The organism is Vibrio sp. K4, assembly GCF_051122595.1.
GTDB lineage: Bacteria > Pseudomonadota > Gammaproteobacteria > Enterobacterales > Vibrionaceae > Vibrio > Vibrio owensii.
Genome location: NZ_CP178578.1, coordinates 2,208,728 through 2,227,117, shown reverse-complemented (window position 1 = coordinate 2,227,117; position 18,390 = coordinate 2,208,728). Strand labels below are relative to the sequence as shown.

General features: G+C 45.1%; 20 protein-coding genes and 1 riboswitch. Of the genes, 3 read left to right on the top strand and 17 right to left on the bottom strand.

Annotation, left to right across the window (positions count from 1 at the left end; genetic code table 11):
- Positions 1–192: 192 nt before the first annotated feature.
- Positions 193–498 carry an isoamylase early set domain-containing protein gene (locus ACLIIY_RS27440; protein WP_009704801.1) on the bottom strand — a complete coding sequence of 102 codons (306 nt, stop codon included), beginning with the start codon at positions 496–498 and terminating at the stop codon, positions 193–195.
- A 193-nt stretch (positions 499–691) separates the two neighbouring features.
- On the opposite strand from ACLIIY_RS27440, the gene ACLIIY_RS27435 reads away from it, so the two are divergent.
- Both ACLIIY_RS27435 and ACLIIY_RS27430 read left to right on the top strand, forming a co-directional pair.
- On the top strand, positions 692–1,069 hold the full coding sequence (locus tag ACLIIY_RS27435) for a hypothetical protein (protein WP_434528927.1): 378 nt from the start codon (positions 692–694) through the stop codon (positions 1,067–1,069).
- An 86-nt stretch (positions 1,070–1,155) separates the two neighbouring features.
- Positions 1,156–1,755 (top strand): thiol:disulfide interchange protein DsbA/DsbL, encoded by a 600-nt coding sequence (locus tag ACLIIY_RS27430; RefSeq protein WP_041053586.1) that lies wholly within the window; start codon positions 1,156–1,158, stop codon positions 1,753–1,755.
- A gap of 56 nt (positions 1,756–1,811) precedes the next feature.
- On the opposite strand, the gene ACLIIY_RS27425 is transcribed toward ACLIIY_RS27430, so the two are convergent.
- The 10 genes from ACLIIY_RS27425 to ACLIIY_RS27380 form a co-directional block, all read right to left on the bottom strand.
- Positions 1,812–2,057 carry a hypothetical protein gene (locus ACLIIY_RS27425; RefSeq protein WP_005433479.1) on the bottom strand — a complete coding sequence of 82 codons (246 nt, stop codon included), beginning with the start codon at positions 2,055–2,057 and terminating at the stop codon, positions 1,812–1,814.
- A gap of 154 nt (positions 2,058–2,211) precedes the next feature.
- The gene (locus ACLIIY_RS27420) at positions 2,212–2,658 is read right to left on the bottom strand and encodes a DUF3429 domain-containing protein (RefSeq protein WP_009704798.1); all 447 of its coding nucleotides are present in this window, start codon (positions 2,656–2,658) and stop codon (positions 2,212–2,214) included.
- A gap of 11 nt (positions 2,659–2,669) precedes the next feature.
- Entirely contained in the window at positions 2,670–3,215 is a 546-nt protein-coding gene (locus ACLIIY_RS27415; protein ID WP_038867318.1) for a glutathione peroxidase, read from the bottom strand.
- A gap of 109 nt (positions 3,216–3,324) precedes the next feature.
- Entirely contained in the window at positions 3,325–3,981 is a 657-nt protein-coding gene (gene ribB, locus ACLIIY_RS27410; RefSeq protein ID WP_270050310.1) for a 3,4-dihydroxy-2-butanone-4-phosphate synthase, read from the bottom strand.
- Between the two features lie 174 nt (positions 3,982–4,155).
- Positions 4,156–4,296: riboswitch (FMN riboswitch) on the bottom strand.
- 122 nt (positions 4,297–4,418) lie between these two features.
- Positions 4,419–5,036 (bottom strand): cob(I)alamin adenolsyltransferase/cobinamide ATP-dependent adenolsyltransferase, encoded by a 618-nt coding sequence (locus ACLIIY_RS27405; RefSeq protein ID WP_005442468.1) that lies wholly within the window; start codon positions 5,034–5,036, stop codon positions 4,419–4,421.
- Between the two features lie 59 nt (positions 5,037–5,095).
- Entirely contained in the window at positions 5,096–6,952 is a 1,857-nt protein-coding gene (locus ACLIIY_RS27400; RefSeq protein WP_054823736.1) for an MFS transporter, read from the bottom strand.
- A gap of 182 nt (positions 6,953–7,134) precedes the next feature.
- A complete protein-coding gene (locus tag ACLIIY_RS27395) occupies positions 7,135–7,494 on the bottom strand; it encodes a hypothetical protein (RefSeq protein WP_045398469.1) in 360 nt (119 codons plus the stop codon).
- A complete protein-coding gene (locus ACLIIY_RS27390) occupies positions 7,494–8,231 on the bottom strand; it encodes a helix-turn-helix domain-containing protein (RefSeq protein WP_434528926.1) in 738 nt (245 codons plus the stop codon). The genes ACLIIY_RS27395 and ACLIIY_RS27390 overlap by 1 nt, the downstream gene beginning before the upstream one ends.
- Position 8,232: 1 nt before the next feature.
- Positions 8,233–8,886: an HD domain-containing protein gene (locus tag ACLIIY_RS27385; protein ID WP_434528925.1), complete on the bottom strand. Its 654-nt coding sequence runs from the start codon at positions 8,884–8,886 to the stop codon at positions 8,233–8,235.
- 106 nt (positions 8,887–8,992) lie between these two features.
- A complete protein-coding gene (locus ACLIIY_RS27380) occupies positions 8,993–9,763 on the bottom strand; it encodes a hypothetical protein (protein WP_005442462.1) in 771 nt (256 codons plus the stop codon).
- Positions 9,764–10,298: 535 nt separating this feature from the next.
- On the opposite strand from ACLIIY_RS27380, the gene ACLIIY_RS27375 reads away from it, so the two are divergent.
- Positions 10,299–10,481 (top strand): hypothetical protein, encoded by a 183-nt coding sequence (locus tag ACLIIY_RS27375; protein WP_009704791.1) that lies wholly within the window; start codon positions 10,299–10,301, stop codon positions 10,479–10,481.
- Between the two features lie 50 nt (positions 10,482–10,531).
- Here ACLIIY_RS27375 and ACLIIY_RS27370 read toward each other — a convergent pair whose 3' ends face one another.
- The 6 genes from ACLIIY_RS27370 to ACLIIY_RS27345 all read right to left on the bottom strand — a co-directional run bounded on the left by ACLIIY_RS27370 (position 10,532) and on the right by ACLIIY_RS27345 (position 18,302).
- The gene (locus ACLIIY_RS27370) at positions 10,532–11,809 is read right to left on the bottom strand and encodes a cytosine deaminase (RefSeq protein ID WP_434528924.1); all 1,278 of its coding nucleotides are present in this window, start codon (positions 11,807–11,809) and stop codon (positions 10,532–10,534) included.
- 9 nt (positions 11,810–11,818) lie between these two features.
- Complete coding sequence (codB, locus tag ACLIIY_RS27365) at positions 11,819–13,057, bottom strand: cytosine permease (RefSeq protein WP_005442458.1); 1,239 nt, start codon at positions 13,055–13,057, stop codon at positions 11,819–11,821.
- An 850-nt stretch (positions 13,058–13,907) separates the two neighbouring features.
- Positions 13,908–15,254 carry a magnesium transporter gene (locus ACLIIY_RS27360; protein ID WP_009704789.1) on the bottom strand — a complete coding sequence of 449 codons (1,347 nt, stop codon included), beginning with the start codon at positions 15,252–15,254 and terminating at the stop codon, positions 13,908–13,910.
- Positions 15,255–15,328: 74 nt separating this feature from the next.
- On the bottom strand, positions 15,329–16,651 hold the full coding sequence (locus ACLIIY_RS27355; protein ID WP_045417049.1) for an ABC1 kinase family protein: 1,323 nt from the start codon (positions 16,649–16,651) through the stop codon (positions 15,329–15,331).
- Between the two features lie 101 nt (positions 16,652–16,752).
- Positions 16,753–17,976, bottom strand: a complete 1,224-nt coding sequence (locus ACLIIY_RS27350; protein WP_005442453.1) for an HlyD family secretion protein — start codon at positions 17,974–17,976, stop codon at positions 16,753–16,755.
- Positions 17,976–18,302, bottom strand: coding sequence for an MFS transporter (locus ACLIIY_RS27345; RefSeq protein ID WP_005442452.1), 327 nt, complete (start codon positions 18,300–18,302; stop codon positions 17,976–17,978). Before ACLIIY_RS27345 ends, ACLIIY_RS27350 begins: the two co-directional genes overlap by 1 nt.
- Between the last annotated feature and the right edge of the window lie 88 nt (positions 18,303–18,390).

The window sequence follows — 18,390 nt, the reverse complement described above, 5'->3', positions numbered from 1 at the left end:
TCGTTTGAGAGCAGCTTTTAGTCAAGAACACCTGTTTCGCTGCGATGTGGATATATTAAGGAAATGGCTTTTGTTGATATATATCACTTCAGTTAAAACACTGTTGTTATATGGCAACAATAAGCAATAGCTCAATGAAAATTAGACAATAAAAAAGGCGCACTCGGTGCGCCTTTGTTTCTGAATTGCGTGCTAAGCGATTTGTTCTTGTGTGCATACGACGCTGTTATCGCTACCAAAGCCATTTGGCACGTATGCGTCTGCTTGTGGATCGTTTTCCCACTCGGCTTCGTTGAATAGGTAACGGAACTGGATATTCTGTTCCTTCGGCAAGCGCGTCTTAAACTTAAACTGGCCACTTTTCTTCACGAGCTTCATTGGTTCTGGTTGCCAGTTGTTGAAATCGCCTGCAATTTGAATCGACTCCCACTGGTTTTTGTCTAGCTCGAACGTGACTTCGACTTCATCTTTTGTTTTAAAGAATCTCTTTTTAAGCATTAATCTTTCCTTGTTTGTACAAAAACTGATCTAACTATTACTCAGGTTTCATAGTGATTTCAAGTGTTATCGGCATTGCAGTCGGTATCGAGTGTCAGAATCGTCTTGTTTGTGAACCTAGCATTAAGTGATTGGCTTGTATGAAAAGAAGGAATCTGTATGATGAAGATTCACCGTATTTTGAAGAAGTTATATGCTGAGTTTTAACCGTACATTTATGATGACAATGCTCTGTCTATTAGCCATGTTGCTAACGGGCGTAGCGTCGAGTGTGCGTGCAGCCACAGCGCCAATCGAAGTGAGTTCGAATAACGATAGAACGGCTGAGCTTCATCAAAAAATGGGTGTGGACAATACGGACTGTATTGAATCACACCATGGTGATCATCTGATGGAGAAAGGGCAGCATGTGCACACCAGTTGTAGCTCTTCTTGTATCGTCAAAATACCAACCAACCTCTTACAAGATGATGTGATTTTATTACCGCATAGTCTTGCATTGATTGATAAATCACCCACCCCAAAAGCAGTGACAGTGATTTATAAACCTTACCGTCCTCCTATTGTTTGATTCCTTTATTCATCACAAACCAGTACGGCTGGGCTTTTAAACATTAACAAATGAATACGGCACACTTGTGCCCAAAGGAATCAAACATGAAAAAGCTATTTGCTCTTTGCAGCACTCTACTACTTGCATTCACTGCTCACGCGGCGCAATTTGAAGCGGGTAAACACTACAAAATCTTGGACGTAGAGAAAGCAAAAACACCGACAGTCACCGAGTTCTTCTCTTTCTATTGCCCACACTGTTACAAATTTGAATCTGTCATCGACAACTTGAAACCAGCGTTACCGAAAGACGCTAGCTTTGAGAAAGTGCATGTCGCATTTATGGGGGGGGATATGGCTGTTCCGATGGCGAAGTCTTACGCAACAATGGTGTCACTAGGTGTTGAGGATAAGATGGTGCCGGCGATGTTTGCGCAAATTCATCAGAAGCGTCAAGCGCCTCAAAACGAAGCAGAGCTTAAGCAACTGTTTGTTGATAATGGCGTCGATGGCAAGAAGTTCGATGCGGCGTACAACAGCTTTGCAGTAAACTCTATGCAGAAAGGTTTTGATAAGCAATTCAAACAAAGCACGCTGACTGGGGTTCCGGGTGTTGTGGTGAACAACAAGTACATTGTGTTGCCAAATGAGATCCGCAGTTACGATGATTACAACGCGTTGGTGAACTACTTATTAACGCTATAATCGCATCAATAAAAATGGCGACCAATGAGGTCGCCATTTTTTATGTTCTTTTTGCGTTAGCGGAGCACAGCCGTACAAGCTGCGGTTGGCATATCAGTCATAAAGATCGCGTTTGGATAAAACAAGCTAGCAACAGTGACGGCAACGTTACAAGGCTGAGCGATGGTGGTTTTCACTACGTTGTTAAGAACCACTCCAGTGGTATTCACCGTATTGACCGCAGCCTGTTGTGCTTGATAAGACACACAACCCGCTGTTGCATTGATAACTGCGGTACTAAAAAGAAGTTTACGAAAAAACATATTCATATCCTTTGTGAATGCTTTTGAGATACTTATATGACCATCCATTCATAATTAAAACAAAACGGTGTTCAAAATTACGCTCACTTCACGAAATGAACGTTGTTTTATATAATTTGGCTGATTTTGTGATCTGGTAGGTGGACAGACCAGTTCAAGCAATTAAAACCAACCCATGCATAAGTACCACACCTGTCGTGAGCTTGCCTCGCATCATCTGATACCCTTTTGGCTCCGCCTCTTTTTCTACTCTTCGAATCAGCTTTTCCGCGTACCAAACGGCAATGTAGCCAGCGGCCAATAATAGAGTCGCGATGACATAATGCTTGTTACCTTGCAGCAATGCTCCCCAAGCAAGCAATACGAATAAGTTACTTAGCACCAAGGCATTTCGACTCAATCGATGGTAGAAATGGTCAATAGCGTTCCCCCAAAGTACCCCGGAAAGAAAACTTAAAATCACCGCACTGTAAGCAATAAAAAACTGCTCCCCAGATAAGTTAAACAAAGTTCTTTCTGTAACGATGAGAACCAAGCTGAACAGAAAGGGCAGCAGTCCTAAGTAACCCAATTGCAGCATTGTCGTACGTGTGGTCGTCATAGCAGCCTTCCTTACAGTTGCTGTTCAATCATGTTAGTAAGCGTAGTACTTGTTGGAGAGGTTGAACTTGGGAAGGTCGCAACGACTTTACCTTCTTTGTTGATCAAGAACTTGTAGAAGTTCCATTTCGGAGTAATGCCCGCTTGAGTACTGATCTCGGCGAATACTGGGTTTGCATCCTCGCCAAGAACAGAGGTTCGCGCCATCATAGGGAAGGTAACACCGTAGTCGAGATAGCAAATTTTAGCGGTTTTTTCTTCACTGCCACGGTCTTGACGAAAATCGTTACTAGGAAAGCCCACAACGGCAAAGTTTTGATCTTTGTAAGTCTGATGCAACTGCTCTAATTGCTCGAATTGAGGGGTAAAGCCGCACTGGCTCGCGGTGTTCACTACCAGTAGCGTTTTGCCTTTGAAGGCGTCACACAGCTCTATTTCTTCCGTTGAATTTAAAAGTCTTTGCTTTCCTTGCAAGATATCTGGACAGCTCGATGCAAAAGCCAAAGAGCTGGTGGAGAGTAGTGTTGCGGTAAGTGCGCTGCGAGTGATTCCCTTCATGATGTTGATTCCTTTTGTTTTTACTAAGTATAACTACTCGCAAAGGAATCAAATCGATCAAAAAAGCCGCTGAGTTCAGCGGCTTTTGACTAGAGCAAATGCGTGTTGATTACGCCAGCTTCAAATCAAATTGATTACGGTAAGCAACCATGTCTTCGATGGTCAGCACTGGCATGTTGTGTAAACGACCAAACGCAACGATCTCTGGTGCTTTTGCCATGGTACCATCTGGGTTTGTCACCTCACATAGCACACCTGCAGGCTGTAGACCGGCCATTTGCATCAGATCGATAGTGCCTTCTGTGTGACCACGACGAGTCATGACGCCACCAGGACGAGCGCGCAGCGGGAACACGTGACCAGGACGAGCCAAGTCGTCTGGTTTTGCATTTGGGTTTGCTGCTGTTTTGATGGTTGTTACACGGTCAGCGGCAGAAACGCCTGTTGTTACGCCTTGCTTCGCTTCAATAGAAACTGTGAAAGCCGTTTGGTTTGCGCTGTTGTTGTTCACAACCATTGGTGGCAGTTCCAATTTGTCTGCTTGAGCGTCTGTCAGGCATAGGCACACAATGCCGCTGCACTCGCGGATCATCAGAGCCATTTGCTCATTAGTCAGGTGCTCTACGGAATAAATGATGTCGCCTTCGTTTTCACGATCTTCATCGTCAAGAAGAAGCACGCCACGGCCTTCTTTTAATGCGATAAGTGCGTTTTCAACGCGAGCAATTGGGTCGCCAAATTCGGCAAGTAGTGATGACTGATTCATGGTTAACTCCTAAATATCACCAGAATCAGGGCGGTATGAGAGATCGTCACATTTTATGCAGGCAATGAGCCGCCAACGGTAAGATGGCACAAACCCACGCAATAAAAAATGCGATCCAAAAAGAAGTGCACCAGTGCTCATCAACACAGAACATTGAGGAAACCGCTGATGTTTTCTTATTCTCTTTCATCCGGACTATAACCGTCGGCTCTGGCATCTCACCAGATCTGCTGACCTCGACGAATCGAGCGCTCGCGGGCTCACTCAAAAGAGTATACCGCCGGTGGGGAATTTCGCCCCGCCCTGAGAACATTGAATCCAACCAATATGGTTAGAAGTAAAAAACTCCGACACTCAAATGAGTGGTCGGAGTAGAGATAGTACTGCGAACGCCTTGGCTTGAAAAGTAGATTGCAACTACTTGATGGAAAAGTGCGCTATCGGCTGAAGTGATCAGTTTTGATAAAGTGATCAATCTGCGCAGGTACATAGGTGTTGTAGATAAGGCTAGTGTGCGTCTGTTTCGTCTCTATATGATCTTGCATGCCTTCTAAACGTGTTTCATCAACGGTCACTGTGCCATCAGACATGGTGTTGTCTTTATGCATGAGAATAGGCCTTGCGCCAATGCCCATTGTGCCTGCGATGCTGCCAAGCTTTTGTGGGAAAGTCCAAACATCCTCGTGCTTATTAAGACCATGATAGGGAGAATTACCAAGCATCGCACCAAATCCCAAATCTTGAATGCGAGTAACGATAGATGCGCCTTTCAGTGGCGAGCCAATTGCCACAACGTGGGACACCAGACTTGTCGATGGTTTTCTGCTCGCGAGGTATCGTTTAATCATCAAACCACCTAGGCTATGACCCACCAACACATTAGCAGTCAGCGGATTAAGCGCTTTGTCGATGGAATCGAACAGCGACTCTTCGTTAATTGAAACCGTGTTGTAACTCAATACTTGGGTCTCGTAGCCCAGCTTTCTCAGCTTTTGGCTAAGAGGCTGCATGACCAGCCCATGCATATAAAGACCATGTAAGATGATGATTTTCATAATACCTCCTAGATTTATGACGTTGATTTTATCCTACTAGATTCTCCAAGAGACTACTGTCAGCGAATTAGCAAATCTTGCACTTCTTTTTGTAACAAATGGCGATCTAGTGTGGTTGGTTGCAATAACTCACCAATATTGACTTCGATACGAGACCAAAAGCGAGTAGGGCGTTTGGTTAACGCATGTCCATTCTTGTGGCTGAAGAAAGATCCCCATAAGCCTTTTAAGGCCATTGGAATCACTGGAACCGGTGTACGTTTTAGAATCTTCTCAACACCCGGTCGGAACTCGCCCAGTTCGCCATTTGAGGTCAAACGACCTTCAGGGAAGATACAAACTACCTCGTCGTTATTAAGAGCTTGCTCAATCTGCTCGAAAGCTCTTTTGTAAGTCTCTGCGCATTTGCGTGGAGAGCAGATTGGGATAACGCCGGCATGACGAAAAACATATTTAAGAACAGGCAGCTCACTGATTGATTTGTCCATAACAAATCGAACTGGACGGGTCGATGTACCCATTAGAATCAAAGCGTCTACATAGCTCACATGGTTTGCCACAATCAGCGCAGCGCCTTGTTCTGGGATATGCTGACGACCGGTTACCGAAACTCGATACAGACAGTGGCTCAGCAAGTAGCTAATAAAGCGCTGAGTAAACTCAGGTACTTGACGGTAAACGTAGATAGCTACGATGAAGTTACCGACGGCCAAAATGGCAAATAGCTCAACAATTGAGAACTCTAAAACACTTAACACCAAGATAGAAACAGCAGCGGAAGCGACCATAAACAGTGCGTTCATGATGTTGTTTGCCGCAATAGATTGAGCACATTCGCCTTCTTCTGAGCGCGATTGGATAAACGCATAAAGGGGAACAATAAATACGCCTCCGCTCACACCAACCAAGAACAAGTCGATCATTACTCGAATATGTGAAGATTGGGCAATAAAGCTTTGTACATCGTAATACTGACTTGGGAAAGATTCGATTGCAGGTACTGCCCATAGTAGGTCGGCACTGAAAATCGTTAAGCCCAAAATACCAAATGGCAGAATACCCAGTTCAACTTGATTGAAGGACAGCTTTTCACATAGCCATGAACCCGTTGCGATACCAACTGAGAACAGAGCCAACAACAGAGAAACCACAGTACTGTCTGCAAATAGGTGTTCGCGAGCAAAGTTTGGGAATTGAGTTAGGTAAGTTGCGCCCATAAACCAGAACCAACTGATCGCTAGAATCGACATCCAAATACCGCGTTGTTTTTGTGCCAGTTTGAGTGTTTTCTTCAAACCAGTAATTGGTTCGAATTTTACTTTGTCACTTTTCTTACTTGGCAGAGAGGGGATGTTTGCGCTGCTCAAAAAGCCCAGTAGTGACAGCGTAATCACAATGCAAGAGGCGACAAGCATACCATTTGGAATCGCAAGCAATAGACCTGCGCTTAATGTACCAATCAGGATTGAAAGGAAAGTCCCCATCTCAACCCAAGCATTACCTTTCACTAGCTCATTAGGTTTTAACGCTTGAGGAAGTAGAGCGTATTTCACAGGGCCGAAGTAAGCCGATTGAGTACCAGTCATGAAGAGTAGAACCAGCATTAGAATGGCACTCTGCGTCATGATAGCCGTCGCTGCACAGCTCATGATCACTAATTCAATAAGTTTTAAGCGGCGGATTAACTTGGCTTTATCCATGTTGTCGGCAATCGCACCGGCGTGGGCAGAAAACAGAAAGAAGGGAAGAATAAATAAGCCAGCCGCAAGGTTAACAAAAAGATCGACCGACATCGGTAGTGAGTCAATTTGGCTGTAGGTCACCATCAACAAGAGAACATTCTTGTAGATATTGTCGTTCAGTGCACCAAGGCACTGAGTCACGAAATAGGGGAAGAATCGCTTAGTGAGAAACATGCTGGCTCCGTAATTGCAAAATCGCTTTGAGATGGGAGCACTTTAAAGGCTTGGCTTTGGGAAGCCAGTGTGAAGAAAAGAGTTACGTTATGAGAAACTAAAAGTAACACTTTACGATACTTTTAGTTTCATGACTTCGTGATATGTCACTGATTAGTACTTTCATACGTTGCGAGATGAGCTTAGTGTCGAAACCAGACGCTGAGCATTCTCAATGTGACAAACAGAATAAAACCAGAGAGTCCAATAAAGCCTAATGTCACCAAATAAAAGAACAGACGCACTAAGCGAGCTTTCATTCGTTTGAAAAAACCGAGGCTTGGCGTAAGCTCTGGAACATGCTGAAAGCTTGAGATCATCACCCAAGCGGCAAGCGCCCACAACGCCGTTACGCCACTCGGAATAAGATAAGATTCCTTAACCACATCAGAAAGTTGCAAGAGTGTGGCAATGAACACCACAAAACCACCAAAGGCAATGAGTATGAATAAAGGGAGAATAGGTCTCGTCTTGACCGATAGGCTTTTGAGTTTATCGAGCACTATTTACGTTCCCAAGGGTTAAACAACGGGAATGTCCAACGACGCATAGCTATCACCAGTGAGGTACCGTGCTTCTCATTCATATCTAGTGAATCGTCGCTCTGACAGATCTGATAAAACTCATCAATGACCTTTTGTAGCTTTTGCTGCATCTTCTTGTTGGTTGGCAAGCTCATTAAGCCCGTTGCCATCACTAGCTTTTCATCTTCAGCAGAGAAATAGCTCTGGAAGAAAGCTTCTTGAACTTGTTGCTGGAAGAAACGCTGAATAGGGCCACCTGTGTGCCACTTGAAAGTAGGGGAGATACGTAGACGAATCTTGTTACCTGGCAGTAAGTCGATGATATTGAGACGATCGAGTTGGGCAAGCTTTTGTATCAGCTCTAACTCATCAAAAGTGTATTGCTCGATGATTTGTTCGAAGCGATAGCCATTGACCACACAAACCGCAACCAACAATAAGCCTTTATCATCAACCAGCTGTTTTTCTTGTTCTAGCGTGAGCGACTCCAGCCCTTTGTTGTGTGCTGCTGCCAGTTTAAAAAGCTCTGCCATTTCTAACCCAATCAGCTGACAGATACGTTCTAAGCGGTCGAGGCTGATTTGACTGCCTTCTGCCAATAAGCGTTTTACAGAGCCCTCGCTTAGTTCCAAATGCTGTGCGACATCGACATAGTGCAAACCAGACTGCTTGAGCTGGCGTTTGAGCTCTCTAATTAGGTCGTGACTTTCCGACATATTAACCTTCTACTTCTTGGCGCAACTGATCTAGGTAAGACTGCATAAACGCTTTACGCTTCAAACCTTCTTCATATGCTGCTTTGGTGTTCATCGTCTCGACAATTTTAAACAATTTGGTTTGGAAATGATCGATGGTGAATCGTTTATCTTCCAATTCTCGATGCTCTGCAAACATGTCCTGCTCGTTATATAAGGCGGCATCAAATAACGTGCTCACTTGGATACAACGTGTCACACCAATTGCGCCAAGCGCGTCTAAGCGGTCTGCGTCTTGGACGACCTGAGCTTCCAAAGTAATAGGTGTAATGTTGGCGCTAAAGCTGTGAGATTCTATAGCGTGGGCGATAGCGTCATGGTATTGAGCAGGATAGTCGATGCTTTCTAGAAACGAAATCGCTTTGGTTGCCGCAATCGTTGAGCTTTGCTTGCGGTTCGGGTGATCTTTTGGGTAAGTAAAGCAATCGTGCAGATACGCAGCAGGTAATACAACGGCTAGATCTGCGCTTTCTTGTTCTGCTAGCTGACGAGCCGTTTTGACTACGCGTCGGACGTGACTGAGGTCGTGAGCGGCATCAGTTTGCATTTCTTGCTGCATAAACTGTAGGAACTGAGGCTCAAATTGGCTGAGCTCTGCTGGATTGAGTTGAGACATGGATTTCTTCTAAAAAATAAAGGCTTAGACAGAGTATGCCTAAGCCTTCATTAAATTGCCAAATGAGACGTTGTTATTGAGATGTTGCGAAGAAAGCCTGGTTGTTTTATTGGGTGCGAGTGAATCGGAACGTTTGTACTTTTTGTTCTGCTCCGTCGATGTAAGCGTAGCTATCGATGGTCCAAACGTTTGGACCTGCAAAACCTAGCTCGACACGCACATCACCCGTCGGAATACCTTGGTAAATGACGTCGTTAATGTTCATCGGGTAGAAGTTGTAGCGATGGTTTTGTGATTGTTGTTCACCAGCAAAAGCAACCGATACATCTTTTGCTTCATTGGTCAGCGTCAATTGGTAGCCTGCTTGTGGATCGAACGTGAACGCGGCATTAAGGTCAACGCCTTGCGAATTGGTCACCTTAACATTTGCTTCTGTTGTTTTTGCTAGCGAGCCGTGTGCAGACAGACCTTCTAAACCTTTAAAGTCGCGATTGTGGTTCTGGATATTTACGTTCCAATCGCCAACAAAGTTATCGATCTCTTGCCACTGTTGCGGGGCATTGGTTGCTGCTGTGTTCTGACCACCGTTAATACCACTAATCGCGTCATTGCGGCTGTCGTGGCGAATGTTGTCACGGTTATTGTGAATATCCGCGCCAGCACCTGCGACACCACCGGCTACACCACCCGCAACTGCGCCTTTCACGGCAAGCTCAGCATCACCCGTCAAAGCGCCCATAGTTAGACCTAATAGGGCACCACCTGCAGCGCCTTGTTTTGTTAATGCGTTTGGATCATCTTCTCCCGGAGTCACGCATCCTGCAAGTAGGGGAAGAGATAGCGCCGCGACCAATGTAGTTTTGTTGAAAATGTTCATGTATTTCACTCCGAGATGTTTGGTTCGAAGCTATTATTGAACGCTGTTTGATTAGGAATCCACTTATCTCGCTGATAACCGACAGTTATCACGCATAATTTTTGTTTACTATAAGGCTCAAGGTTTTTCTGTTTGGCTCGAATTGAGGGAAGCAAAGAAAAGGGTCAACATTGCTGTTGACCCTAGGTTTTGTTTTATTCTTTATTTTATAAGCACTAATTTTGACGTTGTTAGTGTTAAATCTGTGTTTGGGTGATTTGTGGCTTTTTAGTATAAAGCTCAACTAACTCCCTAACTTTAGTGTTTGTTACGAAGGAGTGCAAATATTTATTACGCAAACTGTCTATATTCTGAAATTTAATTTGAATGCAGTTCACAATTTTTCACATTCAAAAACACATTCAAACCATGAAGTGTCTCAAGATTGAGCCCACCATAATTAGGATCTATCTTTCATGATCCAGATCAGTATTGATATCTCTTTAGAGGGATAGCATTCACGCGAAAATTGATAATTATAAATTGAGTCCGAGATATGCAGGATTTATATGAGCTAGAACGTAAGTTGGTGGAATACGGCGCAGATATGAAAGGCTTAAAGGTTGTACCTGCCATTGTTGATGAAGATGGCAAGGTTGTCTATTTAGGGAATACGCCTTCGTTGCTAAGGAATGTCATTAGTTGCCGTAGACACCTAACACAGCGCGTGAAGAAATAAAAAAAGGGTCTGATTCAATCAGACCCTTTTTTTGTTTAAAAGCTCAGTGATTAGCGCTTGTAAGTCACTTGCTCTTGCTCACCAAGGTGAATGTGTGTTGTCGCAGGCTGTGTTTCTGCAATCACTTTACCGTGACGAACAGAGAAGCGAACCGGCACTTGGCGACGTACTGCATCAAAACCATTTTCTGCAGGAAGAATCAGTAAACTACCTGGCTTACCTGTTTCAATGCCGTGCTTGTCTTGAATATTCAGTGTACGTGCTGAATTCGTGCTGATCAGATCCAGTGAGTTGTTGATTTGGTCGTAACCCATCACCTGACATACGTGCAGACCCATATGCAGCACCTGTAGCATGTTTGCAGTGCCTAGTGGGTACCAAGGGTCAAATACATCATCGTGACCAAAACATACGTTGATGTTCGCATTCAGCATTTCTTTTACACGAGTCACACCACGGCGTTTCGGGTAATCATCGAAGCGGCCTTGAAGGTGGATGTTCACCAATGGGTTTGCAACGAAGTTGATGCCAGACATGCGTAGCAGACGGAACAGGCGAGATGCGTAAGCACCGTTGTAAGAGCCCATAGCGGTCGTATGGCTTGCGGTTACCTTGTGGCCCATGTTGAACTTGTGCGCTAGCGCTGCAAGCGTTTCAACAAAACGTGATTGCTCGTCATCGATCTCGTCACAGTGTACGTCGATCAAACGGTCGTATTTCTGTGCCAGTTCGAAAACGTAGTGCAGAGACTCGATGCCGTACTCACGAGTGAATTCAAAGTGAGGAATAGCACCAATAACGTCAGCACCCAACTGAACTGCTTCTTCTAGCAATTCTTTACCGTTCGGGTAAGACAAAATGCCTTCTTGTGGAAACGCAACGATTTGGATGTCTACCCACTCTTTCATTTCTTCACGAACTTCTACCATCGCTTTTAGGGCAATTAGGGTAGGGTCAGAAACGTCAACGTGAGTACGAACGTGCTGCACACCGTTTGCAATTTGCCACTTAAGCGTCTGCTTTGCGCGTGATTTCACGTCTTCAATCGACAGCGTCTCTTTACGCTCAGCCCAACGCTCGATACCTTCGAAAAGCGTACCAGAGATGTTCCAGCTTGGTTCACCGGCGGTTTGCGTGGTGTCTAGGTGAATGTGTGGCTCACAGAAAGGAGCGACAACCATGCCGCCCTCCGCATCAAGAACATCACCTGTGTAATTTAGTTCTACATTATTGTCTTCAATACGCTTGAATTGACCATCCTCAATCAAAATTTGCTGGAGACCTTCCTGTCCCTTTAGCGTTGCGTTCTTGATCAATAGTGTCGTCATGATGGTTCCTTACGCTGGCTGTTGTGCCAGTGTCTTTTTATTAAGAATAGGATTTAGAATCAGGTAGCTGATTGTGCCGCCTAGTACCGCATTCACAGGCACGATACCCGGAAGGAAGTGACCTGCTGCAACACCAATCGCCACAGCGATAATGCCAGCCCAGTTAACCGTTTGGAACTCTGCTGCTGCGAAATTTGTGTAACGTTTACGGTTCATGAAGAAGTCCGCAATGATTACGCCGCCAATTGGTGGAATTGCAAGCGATAGGAAGGTTAACCAGCCTACAAAGTTATTGTACAACCATAGTGCACACAATGTACCTACTAAACCGTTCGCCATTGAGATGTATTTACTTGGCAAACCAGTGATGTTGGAAAAGCCTAGACCCGATGCGTAAAGCGCGTTGTCGTTGGTTGTCCAGATGTTCAAGCCAAGAACGATGATAGCTGGAATAAGAAGACCTTGCGCGATCATCACTTCTGAAATGTCCGATTGACCGGTTACCGCTGCACCAGCTGCGCCGAAGATGAACATTAGTGAGTTACCGATAAAGAATGCCACCATCGTGACCATCACTGCGCCTTTTGGCTTCTTGCCGAATCGAACAAAGTCTGCGGTTAGGGTACCCGCACTGATGAATGAGCCAACCACCATTGCTAGCGCTACTGAAAAGTCGATAGGTTGTGCCGGTTGTACTTTTTGCAGTTCAGCCACGCCGCCAACACTGTTTACTGCTTCAATCACAGAGTAACCGCCAAGAAGGGCAATCGCCGGAACTGCAATCGCAGATAACACCATAAGCGCAGAGATGCCGAAGTAAACCGTTGCGGTCATGAGTAGACCAGAAATGATGATAAGCGTGTTTGTATCGATGCCTGTTGCTTTGTTTACTGGAATCGCAAACATTGCTACGCCAACACCAAACCAACCAACTTGTGTACCGCCAAGAAGTGCGGAGGGAAGCCAAGAGCCTTTAGAGCCAAAAGAGAAACGAGCAAGGAGGTGAGTGGAGAGACCAGTAGAAGCGCCGATGTAACCGAGGAAAGAAGTGTAGATACCGAGGATTAGGTTACCAATGAGAACAGCGAGGAAGAAATCATCAAAAGAAAGGCCAGTACCGAGCGAGCCGCCCGTCCACATACTTGCGGAGAAGAAAGTGAGTCCCAACATAACCATGGTTAATGATGCCACGCCTTTTCTGGCAGTGTTAGGAACCGGTCCGAGACTGTAGTTATTGTCTGCAGCCATTTTTACCTCCGCATAAAAATTAAAACTAATTATAGATCCCAATTTCTGGGCAAACGGCGCGTATTATCGTGATGTAAATCTCATAGTCAATGAGTTTTTTGTCATTTAAACGTTTACTCAAGTCTTTGTGTTTTTTTATTTCATTAAAAACATAAGGTTATATTTTATTTGAAGAGCAAAAAAGTTTGTTAATTGATTGCTTCATGCAAGAGTAATCTGTCATGAAATCGGTATCATTGGGCACTTTCTTATATCACCTTTGCTTTACACGCTTTCTTTATAAACTCAACCATTGTTACCTCTTATGTTTTTTAAGCAAACGTTTTCTTTCTGGTTGGGTGTTGTGTTGCGCATAAATTAAACATAATTAAGTTTAATCACTGATGTTTATGCGGCTTAAATAAGGAATATAGCCTCAGGTGGTTATTTTTAATGGTTAACTTGGCGAAATCTGGAGTGAAATCGTTTGTAAGTTTTTGGGGTTTTGACTTTGATACTGGGATTTTGCTGCAGCTTGAATAGAGAGTACTGAGTGCGAGAAGGAGGAAGGCGAAGAAAGGAATCAGGAAAACACAGATAAAAAAATAGCCAACCGCAAAGAGTGCGATTGGCTTATATACTTGTGAACAAATTCAAGTTCACTAACAACGTCAGTTGGCTAGGTGACCCTCGGCTTAAGAAGGGTCACTATAGATAATGCAGTTAGCGTGCCAACTTTAAAACCACCGTAAAAACGCGGTTTCTGTGATATAGGTTGCCTAATTTATTGTGTTAATTGCAAAATGCAAATGCGGATTGCAATTTGTAATTAATATGCTAATGATGAATTAATTAACTAGGGCAATCATTTTTACAACATTACTAGGCTGGCAGTACCCAAGAAAGCAAAGAAACCGACGACATCAGTAACGGTCGTTAAGATAACTGAACCTGCCAAGGCTGGGTCTAGCTTTAGTTTATCCAGAACAATAGGGATCAGAACGCCAAACAATGCTGCGGTAACGATATTGACGATGATGGCCAACGCGATGGTTCCGCCTAGAACGGGAGATTGGAACCAAAGTCCTGCTAACCCACCGATGATCAGTGCCCACAACAAAGCGTTAAGAGAGCCGATACCCAGTTCGTTTTTAAGCAGCGCAAAACGGTTACCTGGGGTGATCTGATTTAATGCCATCGCACGAACCATCAAGGTCAGTGTTTGACTGCCTGCAATACCACCCATAGAGGCGACGATTGGCATTAGAACAGCAAGAGCAACCACTTGTGAAATCACATCCTCAAACAAACCGATAGTGACAGACGCTAGAATCGCTGTCAGTAAGTTGATACCGAGCCAGACGCCGCGCTTTTGCGAGCTTTTTAGAATAGGCGCGAACAAGTCATCGCCCTCATCCATACCGGTACCCGCCATCAAGCGTGCTTCGTAAATTTCACGTTGCGTGCTCAGAGCAAACTGCCAATCTACTTCCCCAATTAAGGTTTGGTCAGCATCCGTCACTGGCAAAGCAGGAAGAGGGCTGTGCTCTAGCGCTTCGACCGCTTCTGGTAACTCCATTTTACTGTCGAGTACTGTGACGGTTTCTATCGCTAAGGTTTTAAGGCGAACGTCTTCTTCACTACGCAATATTTCATAGTAGTTCACCGCGCCACGAAACTGTTTCTTACGGTTGATGAGATACACTTGTTGCGGTGTATCGTAGCTGTAGCGCTCCATTAGGCGTCGAGCTTTGCCAACCGTGATATTAAAAGGGAGGGTGATGATCTTACGCTCAGCCCAGCGGCCAAGTTCTTCGTCTTCGTATTCGTTTGCTTGATCGTAGAGGTCGAGTTCATCTTTCTCAATCAGCTCTAACGCTTCATTGATAAACTCTTCAGGCAGAGAGTCTGCCCATTCGATCAGAGATAAGTTATCTAGCTTGGCTAAGGTAAGCTTTAACTCAACTTCAGAAAGCGCTTCGATGATCGAAAGACGCACTTCTGCACGCATTTCGGTTAGCACATCGATGTGCAGTTCCATAGGCAATGCACGCCACAAGCGCACACGATCATCGATCGGGAAGGCTTCGAGGATCAATGCAACCGCACCGGGCTCGAGACCGCATTCGATAGAATCATTCAAAGCGGTGACTTGTTCCGCTTCGTCTGCTTGGACAATTTGTTCGATTAGAGTGGAGAGGTCTTGAAACTTACTCACCGAGCACCCCGACAGTCAGATTATTCTTATAGGCAGCTGATCAAGGTACTCGAAAATAGCAGAAAAACAATAGCCTATTGGTCAGTTATCTGTAGGTAAGGTGAGACCAATTGGCGAATGTTCACTTTTGCGCCAATACGAGCGGCGAGTAAGTACATACCGCCAATTTTTCGGTGTAGGAATAGGGCATCGGCTGGTGGCGTGTGCCAGTACTCTTGCTCCATGCTTAGAATAGTGCCAGCCTCGCGAAGCTTTTGTGCTAAGCCGCTAGCTTTGAAATCATACGGCTCATCGACCAACATAGGTTCACACGCCATTTTCACTAGATCGAGAATCGCTTGGCGCTGGTCTGGAAGGATGGTTTGGCTGAAGAAGCCTATTTGTTCAAGCGCATCATTTAAGCCTTGTTCGTCATTATTTACGACAGATGCAAATGCTTGGCGATAGCCAGTACTGAATCGTTCGCTATATTCGCGGGTCGCCCCAAAGTCTAGCAAGCCGATTTGACGAGTGTTTTCGATGTATAAGTAGTTAGCGAAGTTGGGATCGGTTTGCACCATCTTAAATTCGAACAGCTCTCTGAAGAGTAATTCGAGTAGGCTGTGCATGACAAAATCTCGCGTACTCTGATCATAATGTTCGATTTGCTCAATCGGGCTACCATCAATGAATTCCATCGCGAGAACAGAGTCTGAGCAACTTTCAGTGTGAATCTTCGGCACCACAAAATGAGGGTGCTCCTTCAAAGCGTCATGATAACGAATGGCAAATTGCGCCTCTCGTGCGTAATCTGCTTCATCATGCAGTTGCTTTTTCGCTTCTTCCAGCAAGCCTTTGTAATCAACGGACTCTGGAATCAACCCAACGACTTTAAGTAGTGTGCCGACATTATCGACGTCGCTATCGATACTTTTTCGTATGCCAGGATATTGTACTTTGACGGCTAGGTTATCACCTGCATCGCTGTAGGCCTGATGCACTTGTCCGATTGAGGCGCTGGCAATAGGTTTGAAGTTAAAGGAGAGGAACTCGGCTTTCCAGTTAGCACCAAGCGAACCTTCCATAACACCGTTCAGTTGCTTCGCTGGCATTGGGTCTGCGTTGGAGCGAAGACGGGAAAGAATATCAGCGAGTTCAGGTTCAAGTACATCACCAGCATCCATTGATAGCATTTGACCGAGCTTCATTGCTGCGCCACGTAGATGGGCGAGCTGGTCGGTTAAGCGAGCGATGTTCTGCGGCGTCAGCAAGAGGTCTTTCGCTTTTGGTTTGTTGCCTTTGGCGATCTGCTTTGTGCCTTCTGCAATCACGTTGCCTGCGACACGGGTAGCAAGTGAAGCGAACTTGCTGAATCTTGAGATGCGATGGGTAGGTAGGCTTCTTTCCTTTGCCGACATGAATCTTCTCCGTTGTTTACTAACTAATTGTTATACGGGAAAAGTACGTGCTTGGATACAAATGAAAAGAAAACCGCCAGCGGAACTGGCGGTTTGTGAGTTTAGATAGAGTAGAAGAAGTACAGTTGAGACTTCATTCGGATGATAATCCCGCGGATCACATCTAAGAAGGCCATGAAGCCTATCGGTTTTTCACCGCTGACCCATGCGAGGCCAACAGAGCCAACAGGGATGTCGTAGCCTTCTGGCTCATCAATTTTAAGACGAACAAAGTGGTGTTTGTTCTGTAAGTTCTTACCGGTTGTGACGCGAACAGAGTCATCGAAGCCCATTAGGTTACCTTGTGATTCACCTGTTGCCTCAACAATGCCCTCGACAGTCGCTGAGAAGATCTTACCTGGATAAACCGAAGAGGAGAATTCCGCAGGTTGACCCGGTTTGATGTTACGAATCGCTTGGTGGTTCACTCGCATCAGTACGTACTTCTCGTTGGTGTACATATTAATACGCGGCATTGCTGATACACGCTGACCTTCACGCAAGATAAAGTTAGTCACAAAGCCATCACTAGGTGCATGCACTTTGGTGCTGTTCAAATCCCATTGTGCTTTTGCAATTTGCTCTTCCGCTTGACGCAATTCAGCCTGTTTCGTTTCAACCGCTAACTCCGCTTTATGAATCGCCAGCTTCGCACGTGAAATATCGACTTGTTTCTTCTTGATTTGAGATTCAAGAGTCAACACATTATGGCGAGCCATGTCTACCGTGCTCGACTGTTTGTCGATGTCGCTTTCCGTGATGGTGTTTTGCACCACTCGGTTTTGCTCAACATAACGATCTAGCATCTTTTTCTGCAATTTGTAGTCAACTTTCGCGGCTTCCAATTGGCTCTTTGATGTTTCCAGATCTTGCACTAACGCTTCGTGGTTAGCTTCTTCAATCTCGATGTCGCCTTTGGCCGTCGCTAATGCAACGCGAGCAGAATCAGCGGATACGTTCGCTTGATTTAATGCAATTTCGTATTGCGTTGGGTCAAGTTCATAAATGAGCTGACCTTTTTCAACTTGTTGATTCGGCTTGATGTAAATGTGGTCAACTTTGCCTTTCACGTTCGTTGAATCTGGACGCAATTGAACATGAGGAGATTGCACCACTGAACCGCCGGATAAATCCATCGGTGTGAAGTTAATCAAGCCCACCCATACGAACATCAGCCAACCCAAGCCGCCAAGATAAGCGAACGATTTAGTCGCTTTGTTCCAAGGCATGCCGACTAAACGCAGCAAATAGATGAAGAGTGCCCAAACCGCTAAACCTTCTAACATTACGCCTCCTCTTGTGGCTGTGCTTCTGTTTGCGGTTTACTTTTCCATGTATCACGCAGATTGATGATGGCTTTTTCCATATCAACGAATGCAAAAATCACGGCTAGCACCCATACCCAGTGCCAGACAAAACCTATCCAGGTGAGGGCGGTGATCAACCCTATCTGATGGTGGTCTTTGCTATGTGCCTTATTAATTGGCAACTCATGGATTTTCCAAAAGCCGTAACACGCGCCTGCAACACTCGCGATTAAAACGACGGCAGCAACGACATGCAACGCTGTATCTGCGCCTGTTCCGACAAATGGGACACTCAGTAAACTCATTAAACACTCCTCTATCAAACTGTTGGCTTATTGTGATCTGGAATTGAAATAGGTGAGTCTTTGTGACAAATTCAATCACTAGAGGATT